The 19613-nt window shown below is 45.9% G+C and carries 13 protein-coding genes; all 13 read right to left on the bottom strand.

What is annotated here, in order from left to right:
• Positions 1–31: 31 nt before the first annotated feature.
• Positions 32–1384: an ATP-binding protein gene (locus BEL04_RS02230; protein WP_217493593.1), complete on the bottom strand. Its 1353-nt coding sequence runs from the start codon at positions 1382–1384 to the stop codon at positions 32–34.
• On the bottom strand, positions 1381–5544 hold the full coding sequence (locus BEL04_RS02225; protein WP_065999737.1) for a contractile injection system tape measure protein: 4164 nt from the start codon (positions 5542–5544) through the stop codon (positions 1381–1383). Before BEL04_RS02225 ends, BEL04_RS02230 begins: the two co-directional genes overlap by 4 nt.
• A 2-nt stretch (positions 5545–5546) precedes the next feature.
• Positions 5547–8834 (bottom strand): hypothetical protein, encoded by a 3288-nt coding sequence (locus BEL04_RS02220; protein WP_065999734.1) that lies wholly within the window; start codon positions 8832–8834, stop codon positions 5547–5549.
• A gap of 3 nt (positions 8835–8837) precedes the next feature.
• Positions 8838–9644, bottom strand: coding sequence for a hypothetical protein (locus BEL04_RS02215; RefSeq protein ID WP_065999732.1), 807 nt, complete (start codon positions 9642–9644; stop codon positions 8838–8840).
• A gap of 6 nt (positions 9645–9650) precedes the next feature.
• Positions 9651–13442 carry a hypothetical protein gene (locus BEL04_RS02210; protein WP_065999728.1) on the bottom strand — a complete coding sequence of 1264 codons (3792 nt, stop codon included), beginning with the start codon at positions 13440–13442 and terminating at the stop codon, positions 9651–9653.
• Positions 13443–13454: 12 nt separating this feature from the next.
• Entirely contained in the window at positions 13455–13877 is a 423-nt protein-coding gene (locus tag BEL04_RS02205; protein ID WP_065999724.1) for a GPW/gp25 family protein, read from the bottom strand.
• A gap of 2 nt (positions 13878–13879) precedes the next feature.
• Positions 13880–14182, bottom strand: coding sequence for a PAAR domain-containing protein (locus BEL04_RS02200; protein WP_065999722.1), 303 nt, complete (start codon positions 14180–14182; stop codon positions 13880–13882).
• A 15-nt stretch (positions 14183–14197) separates the two neighbouring features.
• Entirely contained in the window at positions 14198–16003 is a 1806-nt protein-coding gene (gene vgrG, locus BEL04_RS02195; protein ID WP_065999720.1) for a type VI secretion system tip protein VgrG, read from the bottom strand.
• Between the two features lie 2 nt (positions 16004–16005).
• Positions 16006–16701, bottom strand: a complete 696-nt coding sequence (locus BEL04_RS02190) for a hypothetical protein (RefSeq protein ID WP_065999718.1) — start codon at positions 16699–16701, stop codon at positions 16006–16008.
• Positions 16702–16705: 4 nt separating this feature from the next.
• Complete coding sequence (locus BEL04_RS24140; protein ID WP_175403979.1) at positions 16706–16870, bottom strand: DUF5908 family protein; 165 nt, start codon at positions 16868–16870, stop codon at positions 16706–16708.
• A 2-nt stretch (positions 16871–16872) separates the two neighbouring features.
• Entirely contained in the window at positions 16873–17313 is a 441-nt protein-coding gene (locus tag BEL04_RS02185; protein ID WP_065999717.1) for a phage tail protein, read from the bottom strand.
• 156 nt (positions 17314–17469) lie between these two features.
• A complete protein-coding gene (locus tag BEL04_RS02180) occupies positions 17470–17928 on the bottom strand; it encodes a phage tail protein (protein ID WP_065999716.1) in 459 nt (152 codons plus the stop codon).
• 48 nt (positions 17929–17976) lie between these two features.
• Positions 17977–19608: a phage tail sheath C-terminal domain-containing protein gene (locus BEL04_RS02175; protein WP_065999715.1), complete on the bottom strand. Its 1632-nt coding sequence runs from the start codon at positions 19606–19608 to the stop codon at positions 17977–17979.
• Positions 19609–19613 lie beyond the last annotated feature (5 nt).

Genomic DNA, 19613 nt, shown 5'->3' with positions numbered 1-19613 from the left:
CAGGATGTATTTTCCACTCATTGATGATACTTCACACTGTCTTTCCATCCTTCCTAAACTCTTTACGTATCCCCTCCAGTACGTCATCATACTTCATAATATTATCACCGCGTTTGATTGCCATCAACGAGCAATAGCGTACAATATTGATGATAGCGCCACCAGCCAGTTCGTATTTAACAGCAATCTCATCAAATTTTTGCGACAGCATGGGCTCAAAGACTGTTTTACCCGAAAAAGCATTACGCCAGAGCTGCCGGCGCTGCTCGGGGCCGGGCATCGGAAAGTGTATCATCGATTGAAAACGACGGCTAAAAGCTTCATCCAGATTGGCCTTTAAGTTGGTAGCCAATATTACCACGCCAGGGAAATCCTCAACCCTTTGCAATAAATAGGCAACTTCCTGGTTGGCATGCCTGTCGTTAGAGTTATTGGCCGAAGTACGCTTGCCAAATAAAGCGTCGGCTTCATCAAAGAATAATATCCAGTTTTTATTTTCTGCCTGATCAAAGATGCCGGCCAGGTTTTTTTCGGTTTCGCCGATGTATTTTGATACGATCATCGACAAATCGATACGGTAAACATCCAGTCCGGATGATTTACCCATCAGGCATGCGGTTAGCGTTTTACCTGTACCCGGCGGGCCATAAAACAGCGAACGGAAACCAGGCTTTATTTTTTTATTCATTTCCCAGTCCTTCATCAGGGTATCGCCATGCCGTATCCAATCATTTATCTCGGCAACTTCCTCCATTACAACCGAATCGAGAACCAGGTCAGGCCAATCCAGCATTGTCGTTATTCGTTTTGCGGGGAAAGTTGTACTATATTCGGGTTTATGGCTTTCGCCGAGAATAAATAAGCTTAAGTATTCTGGTGATATGCGCAGGATACCGCTCAGCAAAGGCTCGCCGGGTTGCTGGCTCTCGAGCTTCAGAATATTGAATTTATTGAAAAAATGGCCCCCTCCAAAAATATCGAATAACACAAAACGACGCGCAATGTCATTCCCGGCAAGGATAAAAGCTAAAGTTTCGCCGGTAGGTAAAAAGCCGCTGTGATTTTGCCCTTTTACTCCGCCAAACTCGGTAAAACCACGGTCGTAGGTCGAATTTCTTACAAAAAAAACATCCAGCAAGTGTGGCTGTACATGTGGTGCAAGCGCCAGTAACAAGGTTAAGCGCTCTGCAAAACTCATCTTATAATGGCGGACGATGCTTGAAAAAGTAGACGTATCCTGATCGATATCTGGTTCGGGTATCTGCACAATATCCGTAAACTCCGTATCCTGGCCGAAATACAATTGCATCCGCGTATCAATTATCCGGGCCAGCCATTGCATTTGCACAGCCAGAGCCTCGGCATTTTTTTTAACTATGTTCATATCCATTCTACATATAAAAATTTATCCATCCATGGTGTTCTGATCATACCAATGGTCCACGGTAAAAATTGTAACAGCACATCGTAGCCGCGCTGTTCAACCTTGAGGTGCCAGGCATCTTCCCTGAAAACCAACGAGCCTTCGCGTATTAAAAATGTACCACGCAGGGCATCCACGCTCGAGTTTTTTAGTTTATCCCAGTTATTTAATACAGCTTTCAGCAAATCCTGCGATACCTGTTTTTCGGCCTCTGTCATAACAATTTCGGCCGGCACCGGTTCTTCGATGGGTAAATTGCATAATATTTTATTCAGTACCAGCGCATGTTCGGGGCTGTTGCTTGTCCCATCAACCAGGTATTGTAATAAATGCACTGCTCTTAACCGGGCCTCATCGCTTACAAACTTACCGCCGTGCATCACCCCTACGCGCACAAAAAAAGTTGGGATAAACGGATTTAGCAGCACCAGGCCCGCGTTATGAATATAAATAGCATCATCTGGCTTCGCCATCGATCGTTTGCCCTCATCCCTGGCTTCGTCTTCCTGCTTCTGCAGGGTTTGTTTCAGTTCGTCTTTAACCTGGTTTGTTTCGGCGGCTTTTTGTTTGGCCGCATTCAGATCGGCCAGGTTTTGTAAGGCTTCATTGTTAGCCTTATCCAGTTGTTTTTTAATGTTCTCTGCAGCTTTAGTACCGGCTTTCTGAATATCAAGCTCGGTTAAGGCGGCCGCAAGTTTTCCGCGAAAAGCGGGTAATATCTTCATGTCGGCAGAGGCCGCATCAACTAAAACATCGGCTAAGGCAGTAAACAACCTTTGGTTTTGCGCTGCAATAAATCGAAAAAGCCCTTTAATATAAACAATAAAGCTTGCGGCACCAACGTGCCCGCCCAGCATTAACATATTAAATTCCCGCACCAGGTTATTCAGTTGGTAACGATGCAGGGTATCGGTTATTTTATCTGCAATGAGTGTTTGCAGCTCAGCAAGCCAGGCTAAATTTTCGGTGCCGCCAACCAGGCTAATATTGTTATTCAACAGGTTCTGCACCTGTTCGTTGGTATAATAACGGGCAATATAACGGGCGGCCGAGGGCTGCTTCAATAAGTTCATAATGAGTTTCCGGCTATCTGCCCGGTCGATATTCAAATGTTCTTCTATCAGCGTCTTAATCTGCTCGTCAACGCTCTGAATTGAGCCTAAAGCTTTGATATATTGAACAATATCTTTTTCGATATGCTCTTTGAGTACACGCGCCACATTATTCTCAGCCGTATTGGTGGTTAGCGAAAACAGGTTGTGTATCTGCAACTTAGCTTCAGCCAGGTAATTGGCCTGTTGCAGCATATTGTTTAAGGCATTGGGTTGGGCATAATGCAGCGCCAGGATCAATTGCTTTAAAATTACCGGCGTATTTGTTATGGTGGCCTGCCTGAAAGCATCGGGCAATTTGCCGTGCATCAAAAAATAATGCAATAATGCCTGCGCCTCTTTCAGTATATCATCTTTTTCAACAGCATTTTTTCGTTGCTTTTCGCGATGCAGGTAAGCGCTGATCAATTGTTCGATGCTGCCTTCAATTTTGCCCCCGGCACCTGTTGCAGCATCTTCCCTGGTATAGGTTTTCAGTTGAGCCGCATCTTCCATCAACTGTTTATAGGGAGATGGCAATGCCTTTTTCAGGACTTTGAGCAATTGCCTGATTACTGCTGCAATATATGCAGGATTGGTGCTCTTAAACTGGTCGGGTAGTTTTTGCGTCGCAGCAAAATGTTTTAATATACGTAACACCTCGGCTGCCACTTCCTGTTCTGCAGGCTCTTTTGCGTATAGGTAAGCAGCTATCGCCTCGCTGATATCAATGGAATCAATAGCCCCATTTGTTAGTATATCCTGGGTAAGGGTAAGGATATCCTCTATCGATATATCTTCACTTTTTTTACCAGTTTCCGCGATTGCCGCTTCCAAACTTAGCAGGTAAATTTCCCGATCGCCGGCAACCGGAGAAGAATCAGGCAAGGATGTTTTAAGCGACGCTGTTTTTTTTCCCGTTTTAGCAGAGCCGATCGCACCAAACACGCTCTTTAATTCGCGGATAACACGCGGATGATTGCCTGCACCGGCTTTTTTAAAAAAGTAGGAAATCGCCTTTTGCAGGAAAACGCGATCGTTTAATACTTTATAATCGCCGGCCTTATACTCATCCCAGAAAAGGGTAAGCAGCACGGTTTCTATTTCTTTGATAGAGATGCCGAACTGCAGGGCCTTTGCTGTTTCAGCAAATACAGCTAACAAATACTTGTAGTGTTTAACAGCTTTCGAAGCAGTATTTTGCTGTGCAAAAGCATCCATCACCAGTTCGGCCGGAAACTGGTAAATAACGCGCCTGCGGATGTGTGGCATGGTGCCGCTGTACTTCAATAATAAAAATGCCTCATTGGGCGCTTGCGCCAGTAAGGACAAAAACATATTTACCGGCCCCTGCTCAAAGTACGAACTTCCCCACCATGGAATGCTGCCGTAGTTTAACCAATAGAGCAATATATCTTTTATCACGACCTGCCTTTTCTCAGCAGTAGTATCGCGATGGTAAGCAGCACCCCGCCGACCCGGACTATCCGGTTTAAATTCACTCAGTCCCCTGTCATCGTCGGTATCGTTAAGCAGCATAGCCAAAAGTTTAAACAGGGGCGCCTGCTCGATATTATCCTGGTGCACCTGCCCGATGCTTTGCACCAGGTACATCAGCATCTCAAAATACTGTACGTTATAATTGTCGGCCAGCTTGCGGATGTTGCTTTTCAAAAACATCCGCCTGTTAAAGTCCGATCCGCTTTCGACCAGTAGGAAATCAAATACAAACTTCCATACAGCCTTCTTAAAATCCTTGCTGTCGGTATAAACTACCGGCTTTTTTACATGGATATCCTGTACCTCGTTTACGTAATTGATAATAAAGGCAGCATCGGCAGGCTCCAGTATTTTAACTATACCACTTATAACTTCATCGTTAAAAACAGTAGTTATTCGTTTACGTACTTCTTCGCTTTGGCCAACTGTGATGATCACACCACGCACAGTTTTCGGAATAACCTGCAGCAGGTGAAGCAATACGCGGGCAAGTTTATCCTGGTCGTAAGGTTCGCTCCACCAGGGCAGGCTGCCAAAAACCAGGTAGTGTTTAATGAGTTCGAGGTCCTGCAACACAGCTTCCTCATCTGCGGTGCTAACGTATGCTCCTCGTCCACGTTTTGGCTGCGGAGCATGGTTAAACTCATCAACCGACAGATCATTAATAATGAGCAGTAGTTCGTTACTCTGCCTTTCGGTCAGGTTATATTTTGTAAGCGCTTTGGCAAGCAGAGTCAGGATATCAGCGTAGGCACGGTTATAGTGCCTTGCCATTTGTCCGAGCGTTACGCTTACAAACATTTTGCGGTTAAAAAACGATCCCCGGTCGACCAGGATATAGGTTAAGATGAACAGCCATAAAGCCTTTTCAAACTCACTTGCAGGCGCGCTTGTGATCAGTTTTTCTTCACGATGGGTTTTAGCAACGGTGGCATGATAATCAAAAATAAAATCAGACTGAGCCGGTTCTAAAATCCGAATGATACCCCGAATGACCTCTTCAGGAAATTGCTGTACCAGCCGCTGCCGCACATAGCTGTGCTGACCAACGTTCATGATCAGCCGTTTCAAAAGCACGTCGCCATGGGCAATCAAATATTGTATCACCTTTAGCGGGTCGGTCAACATGTCACCGCTTGCCCACCAGGGTATGGTACCGGTCAGTAAAAAATACTCCAGTAAGCTGGTATAACTGTCTTCAGGGGTTTTGATGCTCCCCTGTACCTGTCCGTCTCCGTTTGCTGATGGTATTAAAGCCAGCCTTGCCCTGATCGCTTTTTCAAGCTCAAGCAGTATCCGGTCTGTCAGTTCATATTCGAGCTGGTTATTGGCAATATGGCCGACATCAATTTCCACATCCCCCATCGACAGTACCTGTTCATCGGGCACCAGCCGTGTAAACAGCTGCTCCATCGCATCCGAAAGCTGGTTATGAAACAAGTCACTGATCCTGTTTTGCAGACTGTACGCTGTGCCGGCCTCAGGAAAGGTCACATCAAACACTTGCTGCTGTACAATGTGGTTCGGCATGGCTAAGCAGAATGGCTATTATCCAAATGACCGGCCAAAAATCTAACCAGGTCGTGCGTATCTTCTACCTTACCCGTTATCAGGCTTTTTCTCCATTCGAAGAACAGCTCTTCGAACCGTTTCATCTTATTCAGCCCGAACCATTTGATATGCAGGTTAATATGCGCCGGTGCATGGTATTTCAGTAACCCTTCGGCGCTGGCCATAAAGCTCTTGTCCTGAAAACGCGCGGGCCACTCCGGCAATATCACAGTCATATTAAAGCTAAAGAAGTCCTCATTGATCATTTCGTTATCCTTAACATGTACCAGCATTTTAAACCTCGGGTATAGCTGCTGCCCGTATTGGTTAAGCAGTGAATACAAGCTAACAATGTCTGTATAAACATTGCCGGTATGGTTTATCAGCTTACCCATCTGGCTAATTTCGCTCATGATAGCATTGTTCACTGTTGTTGATTGCTGTTTGGCCAGGTCTTCTATATGATTGGCTTTATCGAGCAGGTCCTTAACATCCGCATAATAACTGTCGATTAATACTTTCAGCTCACTTTCCAGTTTGGTTTTGTCAGCATGGGTCAGGATCACTCCGGGCTCTACCTTGCTTTTGTTTCTGATGGTTAAAAACTGGTTGGCAATATCCAGGTTAAGCGCGGCAATAATTTCGTTTTGCGTGGCCAGGTATTTGTTCCGCTCGGCAATAGCTACATCTTCGGCGCCCGCTTTATCGGCAAGTACGATAGCGTTAGCAGCCAGGTGCGATGCTTGTTTTAACAATGCATCTGCTTTTTTAACAAAGTCTTGCGCCCTGTCGGCCCATTTGGTATGGTGAATTTGCTTGTTGGCGGCAGCGAGTTCGGCAATTTGCTGGGCAAGATAAAAGTCATCGCCCGGGCTGAATTTTAAAAGCTTAGCCACAATCTGCTCACGCTCGCCAAAGGTGAGCAGGCGGTTATGTTCAAAAATCACCTGGTTATCATCTCGGTATAGTTTAAAGCCGTAAGCTTTAGAGTTAACCGACGGACGCAGCAGGATGTGCTCCACAACATAAAAACCTTCGGATTTTGTACTTAAAGTAACCAGGTTACTAACCAGTTTTTTGATAGTCGATATCGCAGGCGTACCCGCATTTTTTATCCTGGTTAAGATCGTCCAGCGCTCGGCATCGGGCGCTTTATAGAGCACCAGGCTATCCTCTTCCTGGAAAGGGTCGGGCCCGATGCGATAATGGTTAATGTTAATGCCGTGCTTCAGCACCGATATGTTCTGCTGCCGGTATACAAAGGCATCCTTTTCGGAGCTTTCGGCGCCGGCCAGCAAGCCGTTGTCTATCAAATCGCTCACATCTTTTTTAGAGAGTACGATTTTCTGCAGCTCGGGGCTCCAGTCAACCTCGGTATCGGTCTTCTCATCACGGTAGTATACGTTTTTATAATGTTCGGGTTTTTTAAACTTTATATTAATTTTTTCAAAAATATTGGTAAGCGGCTCTGTTCCATCATTATTGATATAGAGCAGCTTACGCATCTTACTTTCAAAATTATACCCGGTATCATTTTCTTTCAGGTAATCAAAAGCACGTGCCCGGTTGTAATTTATTTTATGAAAATCTTTTAAGATCGAAGCTTTCCACCTGATTTCATTACTTACCCTGCCAGGCTGTTGACTGTTACGGTAAAGCAAATTGTACAGCTTTACCGGATATACCACAACCGTTTCGTTAAACCGGGCCAGCAGGTGATCGAGTATGCGGTTCTTCCGGTCCTCAAAATCAGCATCCGATTCGATGTTGGCTTTGAGTGCCTGCATATAACCATTGTTCTTATCGCTTTTAAACTGTTTCCAGTTGGTTTCATTAAACTTCCACCCTTTGCGTTTGCTTTCCGCCTGTTCCTGTTCGTCCTTCACCATATCGTAGGATATCAAAAGTTCCTTCACACGCGGAATATTGTACAGTGTATTGGCGAAATAAGTTTGGTTATCTGCCTTGGTCAAATCGTTGGTAAAAAAAGTATCGATGTTATCCAACTGGCTTTGATAATTAGCCAGTATCTGCTCAAAAAGCATCAGGTAGGCTTTTAATTGCTTGGCCTGCGCTTTACGCTCTTCGGGCACTGAGCTAAACAACCCTTCCTCGCCTATGCCATATATAAACGGGAAGTAATTTTGAATAGAATAATACTCGGATGTATTTCGATAAGTACCGGTCAGATCTGTCCCCGACCGGTAAAATGACTTAACGAAATCGCGGTATTCATTTTCGATGACTTTTTGCAGCAGGTCGCCAAACATGGTTTTACGGATGGGCGGCACCCGGTACTTATCTACAAATAAATTAATACTGATGGATGAGAGGTTTTCGATATTGAGAAAAGCAAATTCGGAGTCGGCAAGCTCCAGTATTTTTACAGGTTCGGCGCTGTGCATTCTTTCAATGGTCAAAGTTTTCACCAAAACCACACCGGGCACTGCCGATATAGCGCTGGCTATATTGGTCGAGTCGAGCGTCTTTTGCCTTGGGCTTAATTCACTATCGGGTATCAGGCCATTTCTCAGGAAAGGACCACAATACATCTCATCGACGGTGAAACCGCGTTTGCTCAGCTCCAGCTCGGTAAAATGCTTTACCGGTTTGTTAATGTTGTTTTCGAGCGTAAGGTAAATATTGGCCAGCACCTGTTCTGGCACCAGGTTGGCCTCGATCTGTATATCGGCATGTATCGCAACCTCAACGGGTTTCAGTACAACAATATCGTTAAAAATATCCTCGCACAGGTTGCGCTTTGAGCTATATGCTTTTAATACGCTGGCGCTTACCGTTGCGGGATCGGCCTCGCCGGCAAGCCACTGCTTGGCAAATATTTTATTTACCTGCACCACTATGGTATACAATCCCCTGATGGTGTTGGTATCGTTGGTGGGCAGCAGCGGTATCAGCCATACGTTGTCGGTTTCTTTTACTTCATCGATAATTGCCTTGCGATAATCGTTGATAGTTACCGGGTTGCTGGTGAAGATGTTCTGCTTCTTAAAAAACGAATTGGCCTCGTAATTAATGCTGCCGTCCTTATCGGCAAGCAGGTCGGTAATATTAAAATCGCTTTGATAAGCCAGGTCGGTAATCGCATAACAAAGCTGCTCCAGAATGGTAACACCGGGATCGTGAAGGTTAAAATCCGTCCACACATCGCCGCACATCCGCTGTATCAGTTCGATACCATGGCTTCGCAGTGCAGCAAAATCGAGCGCAAGCTGTTTATCACTATTATCATTCAAGGCTGCATCACTCATCGGCTATGTCTTATCGCTATAATAGTAATCATCACTCAAAAATAAGCTATCGTCCCACAAACGGCTTACGGTATAAAATATCTCCACTCCTTCGCCGAAGTTTGAGCCTGTTTTTATTTCGAGCGCGTAATTTGTCGAGTCGCCTGTCCAGCGCAAATGTATCTTGTTCCAAAACCAGCCGAAGTACCCGTTTGTACGCCGTACTTTGGCACCCTTAGGGCCGAAAATACTTAACGCCGTGGCGTGCATTATGGCACATTTGCCTGTACCCTTTTTGCCTACACGGGCAACTATCTCAAATGCCTGGGCATTGCGTAAATTTTTAATAATCGGTTGCCATTTACCATCTGCAGATACCGAGCCCGATTTATAGGTGCCGATACGCCCACCCATTCCCACAAAGCCATCGACTTCCATTTTGTATTGCGGCTCACATTTTTTACCTATACCCACCTTGCCGTTGGTATGGAAAAATACACTGTTTGTATCAGGGTCGGCTATCGGGTCCGATGTATCTGCCGAATCATCAATCGGTTGTATTTTTAACGCATCGGGGTCTGTTTTATCCTTCCCGATCACGAAAAATGGCTCAATGGCATTGATATTTTTATAAAACGAAATCAGGCTGTTATACTTCTCATCGGCATATATCTTCAGCCCGTTTTCTTCGTCTTTCGAAAAACCATCGTCATCCTTGTGCACCATGGAATTTATCAGATCAGAATAATGCTCCTCTGATGGTATCTTACCGTTTCGAAAATACGCCAGCAGCCTTTGCCTGCCCGAAATTTTGATTGGTTTATTTTCCATTTTCGTTTAATCTAAGTTAAAAGGTATCACCAGGTCAAAAAGATCAGGCATATCTTTATTATCATTATGTTCGTGCAGTTTTTCATCTGCAATTACGGTATTTTGCCTGTCCTGGTTAACCAGTAATTCGTCCATCACCGCAAACTCGCTTATACCGGCTCGTTTTGGCTTTACCGGCTTCATATCGTCTTCTACCGTGATAAGGTGTGTGCTGTTGGATATCAACACCGTTTCGGGCAACGAACCGCGGATATACATCTCGTTATTGTTCGCGTAATCAACCGCGTGAGCCACTACTTCGCCGTCGTCATCAATGGCCGTATAAAAATGTACCAGCGAAAAACCGGTAACGTATTTGATATAAGGCCGCTTTTTGATATAATTGAGCATTTCTGCAATGTAAATGCTGCTGCCTATTTTAAATTTCGAATTATCATCGAATAGCCACGGGCATAAATATCGTTTGATATCATCGTTAAGCTTCCGGACGTACATCCCGGTATCAGGCAGGCTGTCATCGGCAAATTTTACAGTGCAGATCACTTTTATCCGCTCATAAACCGGGTTCTCCACATCCAGCTTTACAAAGGATGGTATGGCCCGTTCCAAAAACTTTTTAACCTGATAGCGTATCGACAAATTCACTTTCGGCTCATCGCTGGTAAACAGGTTACCGCTCTGATCGCGCGGGATTAGAACCACGCGCGGGTTCGGCCGGTATTTTTCTACATAATCAGGCGGGTATTGCTGCGGACTGATACATTTAGCCATCAATATCTCCGGGAAGCGTTCGAGGATAGCCTGCTCGATATCCCTGTTGGTGAGCAGTTTTTGGCCATGACGCAAACGTTCGCTTACGCGGATGTAAAACTGGTCGTCGGTTTCAGGCGCTTTACCGCCAAACGACGGGAAAAGCTGAACGATATTCTGTATACCGATAACCTTGCTTTTAAACGATTTGATACTCCCCGCAGGGATATTTAAAGTTTTGGTTCCACGGGTAACCACCCTGGTAGCCGCCGCCGCCTGGGTGTAGATGCCTATTATTTTTGATTTGACGTTAGTGTTCCCTTTCATCGATGCACGGATCCAGTACAAATTGGGGTTTGCACGGGTATTGCCGGTGCTTAAATCGGCCGGTAGTTTTATTTTAACGATGCCCGAATTGATGAAATTATTAGTGGTATCAGCCAAAACATCCTTTTCGGTCAGCAGCACCCAGGTATTATCGTCCATATAGCTCCAGTATACCTGCTCGGGCTTCTTGGAGAGATTGGTAAAATTGTTTTCTTCCATCTGGAAGAACAAGGTAAGCTCCTGCTTGGGGATGATATTTTTTAAGCCGATGTAAAGGTTGTTCCCGTGATCAAAATTAGGGATCAGGTTATACGGCGCACGTTTTTTACCCGGATATATTTCTTCGTAACCAAACGGGTAAAGGTGAAACATCTTCAGATCCACCCCGTCGGCACTGCGGGCATTAGCCGCGCTCAACCCTTCGGAATGTTTCAGGGTATAATCAATACTTAACGACCGGATAAGCGGAATATAAGGCTGATTAGGCAAAGGAAGCTTTTTCGACTTCTTGGCATTATGCATCACTACCTGTGGGAATATCTGCGGAAACAACCTGTGGCCGAACGCATCTTTGGGCGCCGTCAGTTCGATCCTCACTGCACCTTCGGCAAAGTTTTTATCCTGCAAAACATCTTCTTTATCCAGCAATGGCTTTTTAACCAGTTCAAGCCGTTTGATATCAATATTTTGCAGCTCCGTGGTATTGCTCAGCACACCGTCATTATTCTCACTCTCAAACAAACTGAACTCCTGCTGCTGAACGGGCTTGGGTACTGTTTTGCCGTCGGTAAGCACACTTAGTTTTACCCGGAACGAGCTGTTGTTAATACCATTATTGTACGCCTGGTAATAAACGCCCCAGCCACCGGGTTCTTTCGGTATGTCTATCCAATCAAGCTTAATGCAAAAACCAAGCGTGTAACGATTAAATATGTTTGAGTTTTTAATATCGAGATACGAGCCGGCAGAAGGTTGCGGACCAAATATCTGGCTTGGGCTGGTAGCGCTTATCATACCCACATTGTTTTGCAGCTTAACGGCTCTGCTGCCACTCACATCGGCTGTAATGCTGATACGGTTTATCTTAACATTTTGCAAATAGGTAAAAGGGTTATTTACCGAATAATTTTTGAGCAGGAAACGGAATATCGGCCAGTTGGTATCGTAAGTTCCTCCATGTATTTCGGGCCGGTACACATCGATCACCTGGTCGGCCTGGTTAATGTGCATCTCTATTTCCAGCCGGCGCTCGTCTTCGTTTAATAAAGCACTGTACCTCTCAATTTCAACCCAGCCCGTCACATCGGTATAGTGTATCACAAAGGCGTCCGACAATAGTTGATGACTTACCGCTTCTATCTCCTTTTGCGCAACGTTAGAATAATTAGTAAAGTAGGCCATCAGCCCCATATACGAATCATCTTCCAGATAAATATGGAATGTGATCAACCGGCGCCCCTCGGGTTGGTACAATACCGGCGAAGCCAGTATAATACCGATGTTCGACATATCCATCGACCGGGCATTATCCGGTAAGCCTTCCTGGTCTTCGCCCAATACCGGCCATGTAGTTACCGGCGTTTGATCCTTTTGGACTACCGAAGCCAGGCTCGAGCCATAGGTCCCGTTGTAAACCTGTGTTTCTTTTACCATTCCCGCCAGGTTTTTCAATTGGATGCGCTCGGCGAGGAATATAGTTTTAAGCTCTGCTATCTGCGCACCGGTTACTAACAGGTCCTCATTGAGTTTAAACGTGGCGGGGTTTTGCTGACCGGCTATCTGTGCCAGCAGATCTTCGCCCTGTTTCAATAAAACGTAGGGCGAAGCGTCGTCTTTTTCAAAAACAATGTGCACACTATCGGCAACAGTCTTTTTGTGTTCGAGGCTCAGTATGCGCTTATAATACAGGTCGAGATGCTCTTTGGTGATCTCGTTGATTTTGTATTGCAGATGCTTGTACAAATGTAAAAACGCAATATACAAAGCCAGGTAAGGCGGGTACTCCTGGGTAAGCATATTGTTGCTTTTTAAATAAAAGCGTGTTACACCTAACAAGTGGTTACACTTGGTGCTGAGATCGTTAAAAACCCTTTTTATAGCCGGCATCGCATTGATGATCCGTTCTTTGGGTGTAGCCCCGACAAATATTGCCTCTTTGTCGCCTTCTTCGGTATTGATATTGATAAAGTAATCGGGGGTTTGTACTTCAAGCTGCTTGCCGAATACCTGTCGTGCCTCATGGGTATACCGGTTCAGTTTTAGAGCCTCATCATCAAAACTGTCGACTATCTTAAACAACTCCTGCGACATCCGCCCCCGGTTGGATACGTTGAGCAAACGCTCGCGCAGATCGTACAGCAGGTTAAACACATGCAGCACAAAATCGAACATGGTTTTCAATGCCGAAAACAAGTCTTTTTCGTTCGCGGCAAGGTAAAGCTCATCTTCGTGCTGCGAGAACAGGTTGATCTGCGCCTGCATATCAAACTTCGATATGAGCATCAGCAGGATGTTAATGTCCGATTTAAAAAAATCGTCCCAGGCGCCTTCGGGTTTATTGCTGATGTTATAATAGGTGAATTGTGCCGAAAGATTAGTGATGAACTTCAGGAAATCAGGAATATCGCGTTCATCGATATCAATAAAATCGGGCATGAGCGCTTTAACATGGCGTTCATCCTGGCTCGTGCCTTCGTTTAAATTGGTTAGATCGATATACATTACGCTACAGCACTAAACAGAAACATTGGTACCCTCTCCCTGCAGGTAAAATGGAAATACAATATTATGCCTGGTGTTGGTGATGATGATTTTGTAGTTTACCTGGATATGCAGCACACCGTCGAGCTCATCGCGGTCGATAATTTTTGCGTCGATGAAATTAACACGTGGCTCAAAATTAAGCAGGGCATGGTAAATAATATGGTTAAAATTGGCTATCAGGGTCGAATCGTTTATTTCAAAAGCCAGGCGTTTCAAATCGCAGCCAAACTCGGGCTGCATAATGCGTTCGCCTGGTGTTGTGTTGAGTATGATGTGCAGGCTTTGGGCGATATCTTTCTCATCAGATACCATACGCACCATTTCGGGCGATTTGGTAAACGCCGGCGGGAAAGACCATCCTGTACCTAAAAACGATTGTATATCATCGGGCATAATTATCCTCCAATTAAAACTGTAGGGCAACCCAGCACCACTGTACCGCCATGTGCACAGGTATCGCCCATGCGCACAGCAGGTTTGTTGCATATCATCACTGTTGACGAGCCTTTAACCAGCGAATCGGGCGGGCCAACGCATACTGCGCTATCACCCATCACAGCGGCCGGCATCTTTCCGATGAGCACCGTAGGTGCTCCCGGACCAATAATCGGCCCGCCTACATGAGGTATTGGTGGTACTCCCGGTGTCATCATCGGGCAGGTATGCATATCGGTTAATCTTGCGGCTGGCATTCCCATATCTTTATTTTTTAATTAATTAATCATTACTATACCGCCCTTAATGGTGGTTTGTCCCGATGCCGAAACCTCGGCGGTAGCGTTACCCTTGGCCGTAAAGCCCATGTTGGCGGTAGCACTTACATTCATACCCGAAGCAACCAGATCCTGGGTGGCGCTGAGGTTTATTTTTTGAGTAGCTGTAAGAGTTATGTTACCGGTGGCATTAAGTGTAATATCTTTATTGCTCGACATAGCGATGCCCGACGAGGTCATTTTGATCGAATTGCTGTTCTGGTCGGTAATCTCGATCGATTTGGCATCATCGCTCAATACAATTGTATTGTTGCCCGGGGTTAAAAAGGTGATCACTTTTTTCTGATCATCAAAATTGATCTTTAAGCTGCTTTTGGTGATGATGGATTTGATGTAGTTGTTTTCGTCGGCAGCCGGGTTAACCGGTTGTTTGCCGCTGCTATAAAGCGAACCCAAAATGATAGGGTAACGCGGGTTGTTCTCCAAAAAGCCGACCACAACCTCATCCCCTACTTCGGGCAAGAAACCTGAACCTGCGGTAGAAGTAGCATAAAAATTCGCCATCCTTGCCCAGATACCGTCCGAAGCTCCGGTACCGCTCGAAGCCAAGGTGACCTGTACGCGGTACTCGCTGGCCGGGTCGCCCGATAGTTTTTTAACTGTTGCGACCTGTAAACCGCCAATGGCGGGCAATTGCCCCACGGCTGCCGGGTAAGAGATATTCGCCCGTTCGGCAACGGGTATATTATCCAAACCAAAAGTGGCATAGGTAGTCCATGAGCCATCTTCGATAACATGGTTCACGGCCGAAACAAAGGCATTACCGTTAAAGCGCGCGCCCACGTTGGCCAGTGTGATGATGGTGCCAGGCATCACCAGTTCGCTGCCTATAAAGCTCACATTGCCTTTTACGGCTGTCATCCGCATGCGCATCAGGTTGCCATCGGCCCAGGCCTGTAACTCGTCCTGCAGCATCGGTGTGCCTGAGGTTATGGTCAGGGCCGTCTGCCCCAATTGTGCCGACATGGTTTTTGCCGTAATATTACCGGGCGTAGTTACCGAAGGCTCAGCGCCGCTGGCAGTGAGCAAGGCAAGGTTTTTAATATCCCATGCCGAAGCTGTGATGGACGGAGCCTGCTTTTCGGCATTTAAAGTGGCACTGAACGATCGTATCGAATCGCCCGCGGTTACGCTTAAAACAGCCGAAGTTGAAGTGTCCGGCGGGCCGACATTTACGCTGCCATCATTACCCAAAGTAACAATGTATCCATAAAACTCGGCCCGCGCGAGCATAAAGTCCCAATCGGATGATAGTTTTTGAAAAACCGTTTCCTGCGAAACGGAGGTGCTTTTTACCGTGGCACTCAGACCCGAATAGTTACCGATCAGACTGGTAATGATATCGCTGTCCGTTTTACCGGAAAACTCGGCCTCGGTACGGTTATAGGTCATCGCAACCGCTTTATGCTTGCAGGTAAGTACCACTTTGTTCGATTGATCGTGGGTGATCTGTACCGACTGTTTAACGATATAACCCGAAAATATCAGCGCCGCTACATTGGTATAGCTGGCTTTGATCTGTATCTCGACACCGGGCTTGCATGTATCGCTGTCGCTTAAAGGGAAAGTACCTGTCGAAATATCGCCATCGATGATAACTACTTCGGCAAACGATATGCGGTTAACCTCGTGTGTTATGTTAATCGAAACAACCGGACTGGTATCCGGCAGCGCGCTGCCGCCCACGGTAATAGCGATGGTTAATTGCGGGTTGGCGATACTTAACGGCGAAGGTGCTGCGGCCATAATTATTTGATATCGTTGGTTAGTGGATGGAAATATAATACATCGCCGGGTTTTATCGCATTAAAGCTGCTTAAACCGTTCCGTTTAGCTACTTGTATATAGTATTTGCTGTCGCCATAAATGCGGTAGGTCATCAACGGCAAAGTGTCGCCGGCCTTTACCACGCGCATGTGCGTTAAATCGGGCGAAGATTTTTCAGCCTCTTTAGCTTTGGTCTGATAGTCGATGCTTTCGGCAAAAGTGGCGTCGATGTTGGCGCGTAACGCGTTGCCATCGGGTGTAAACAGCGTATAGCTGATATCGGCATTTTTGCAAATGCAGGTAAATTTCAAGCTTCCCCAGGTAATAAGCAGATATAACGGCCGGTGCAGATCGCCCTGGTAGCCGAGCGTTAAAGCGGTAAAAGCATTTACATAAGCATCTACATTAGCATAACTACCCAGGGGTACAATACCTGTGCCATCTACAAAAAAACTTAGTTTAAGATCACTTTTGCCTATACGCTTAAAAACCTGTGTAGGTGCGTTGGCATCCACCTCGGGGGTGGTTTCGTACACTGCGGTATAATTGCGCGAGTAGGTAGACGGATTGATAAAAGCACTTATCTCACCCTTCTTCTGGGCAACACAGGCAGGATCGTCAAACCCTTCTATCTTTAATTTAACCAGCGTACTGCTGGCTGATGCGGCTGCTGCCATAGGTTTATCTTTCGGCTAAAGTATTTAGTTTAGCCATTACTTTATCCACACATTCTTTAACGATGCTGCTTTTCAGTGCATCAATATCTTTAATTTCGGGGGCGTCTCTCCTTTTTGATTGATCGTCCACCGTTACTTTAATTTTCAGTTCCCTGATCTCGATCGGCATAATCAGCTTTTGGTAAAATAGTCATAACTCAATTCAAGGCTTTCTACTGCAATCGTATTACCCTGTGCTTTCAGATCTTCAACTTTTAAGGCTACCGGATAAGCGTTCACAAAATTCCAGGTAATGATGGGGCTCGAGTTTTCGTCCATCAGGTATATCACAACCGTCGCGGGTGTAAACGTAAACTGCCCCAGTGCGGTTTGTGCCCACGATATGATCGATGATCCGGTTAGCACGCCGCGCTTCAGGGTCAGGTTTTCGTACTTAGCCGGCACCGGGAATTTGTGCACGAAACGGTTTTCGCCGCCTTCGGGCACTTCTTTAATACCCAGCTTATAACTCAGGCCGCTCACTTCCTGAAAAGCGCCTTCGTTGGCCCCGGTCATGTTGCCAACATTCACTTGAAAATAAAACCCTACAGGGGGATAATATGCATCGGCCATTGTTAATCAATTACTTAAACCATCGGGGAATAAGGCACCCCTATTAAACAACAAAAACCACTTTTTAAAGCGGCAATCGGTTTTATCCTTCAGTAAAAAGCTGGCCAACAGGTGGTTTTATGCCTACCTGCCGGCCAACTTGTTTAATTTTTACTATTAGTTAGCGGCAAAGGTTAAACCTTCGTGCGCCAGTTCCATACTTTCAACGGCAACTTCGTTCCCGTCCGACTTCATGTCGGTACCGGTTATTTTGCATGGGAACGCATTAAGCAACGTCCATGTCATTACCGGTGCATTGTTCTCATCCAGCAAACTTATAACTACACTCGCTCGCTTAATGGTGTTCATTTTCGTGGCCATAAACGCTGTATACAAGGCAGTATCTTTAGTGAACATACCTTTTTTAAGTGTGATGTTGCCGAATTTTTGTAGACCCGGCATTTTTATGGTCGAATAAACTTTACTGTTACCTGCGCGGTACTCAATAACCTGCGACTCTGCCGATAAACCGGTTACTTCCTGGAAAACAAGCTCGGTACCTGCAATTTTTACCTGAAATGAAAACTTGACCAACGGCCACACCGTGGTCGACTGTGCTGATCCATCATCTGCCATGACTATATATTTTAAATGTTAGTGATTAAATTAGGTTAATAAGTTAAATTATGATTGTTGCATTTGTTGCTGGAACGTGATGATGATAAACTCAGCAGGGCGTACGATAGCTACTTTTACGGTAACCAGCATTTTGCCGTCGAGGATATCATTGGCCGTCATGGTTGAACCAAGTCCGATCTGTACATCAAAAGCCTGCTCCGGAACCGCACCGGCCAATGCTCCTTGTTTCCAAAGGTTGGTCAGGAAGTTATCGATCATACTTTTCACAGTGATCCAGGTGTTGGCATCATTGGGTTCGAATACGTAAGCGCGGGCCGCTAATTTGATCGACTGCTCGATCATGATCAGCGTACGGCGAACATTGATGTAGCGCCAGTCCTGGCTGTTGCCATCCAGCGTACGTCCTCCCCAAACCAGGGTACCGATGCCAGGGAATGCACGGATCACGTTGATCGATTTACCAGCCATCACGTCAACGTTAAGGCTTTGTTGTTCTTCGCTCGAAATGTTTACCGATGGTGCGTTCACCAGGTTAACCGAAACGTTGGCAGGCGCTTTCCATACGCCACGGCTTGCATCAACCATGGTGTATAAACCTGCCATAGCGCCGCTTGGTGGCAGTTCGTTCATTTTGGTGCGAATTTTCTCCAAAACTGCTCCATAGGTCGGGCTCACTGCTTTTAACGATTGGAGGAAGCTATCTTTAATCTTCTTAGGCTGATCGTTTGCTTTAGCCAGGTCTGCGGTAGCTTTAGCTACATCTTCTGGTGTTTTAGCAGCGGCAAGCGCATCCTGTGCCGTTTTGATCGCATCGGCAGCCGCTTTACTGTCGGTATCGTATTTGGCCAATACTTGTTTTGCTGCTGCTTCGGGAAAGAAATCGGCAGCAGCTACAGCGCCAAGGTCGATATTATCCAGGTCAACCTCGGTCGGCTGTACCAGGGCAGTTTTTAACCATGGGTAATAAGCTGCACCGTAGTTTAACGCGTTGATGCCTATATCGTCGCGGAATTTGCCTACAATATCAGATGTTTGATCTACCGGCGATTGCTGAGCCAGGTCTAATATTGCGAAACGGCTTTGCGTATCAGCGCAATGTTGCAATGCGGTAGTATAAACGGTATTGTAAGCGCCATCGCCCAGAGCTATGGCATCAGGTATAACTACCAGAGTAGGCTCCGGTTCTTTTTTCAGGATATCGAAAGCAGACACCGGGTTATCGGTTGAGCCTGTGAAATCGGTAGACAATACTTCAAGACTTGCTTTACCGCCATACAGGCCAACAGAATGAATGTAGCAAGGGCCACCGCCATTGGCATAAAACATACGAATGCTATCGAACAGGTACAGTGTGTTATCTTTAGCGATATCCACATACCAGGTATCGGCACCTACAATAATGGTGTTTTCAACATGCAACGCTGCTTTTTTCTTATCGTCATCGCTGGTAACCTTGGTGATGGTATACTTCGCTTTAAAACCGGCACCAAATCTTTCGAGGTATTCGGCAAACGAAGTAATACGCGTAGGCTTGTTCAACAACGAGTTACTGTATAAATCAGCCTTTTCGGTATAGCCGATAAACACGGGCACTGCGGTTTCTACCGCGACTGCCGAATTTGGGAAAGCGTCCTTCTCTTCGATATAGACGCCCGGGGTCATGTAAGTTGATGCCATGGTAA

This window comes from Mucilaginibacter sp. PPCGB 2223 (genome assembly GCF_001705515.1).
Classification (GTDB): Bacteria; Bacteroidota; Bacteroidia; order Sphingobacteriales; family Sphingobacteriaceae; genus Mucilaginibacter.
The sequence above is the reverse complement of the archived record's forward strand: the minus strand, read 5'-3'. Positions and strand labels throughout refer to the sequence as shown.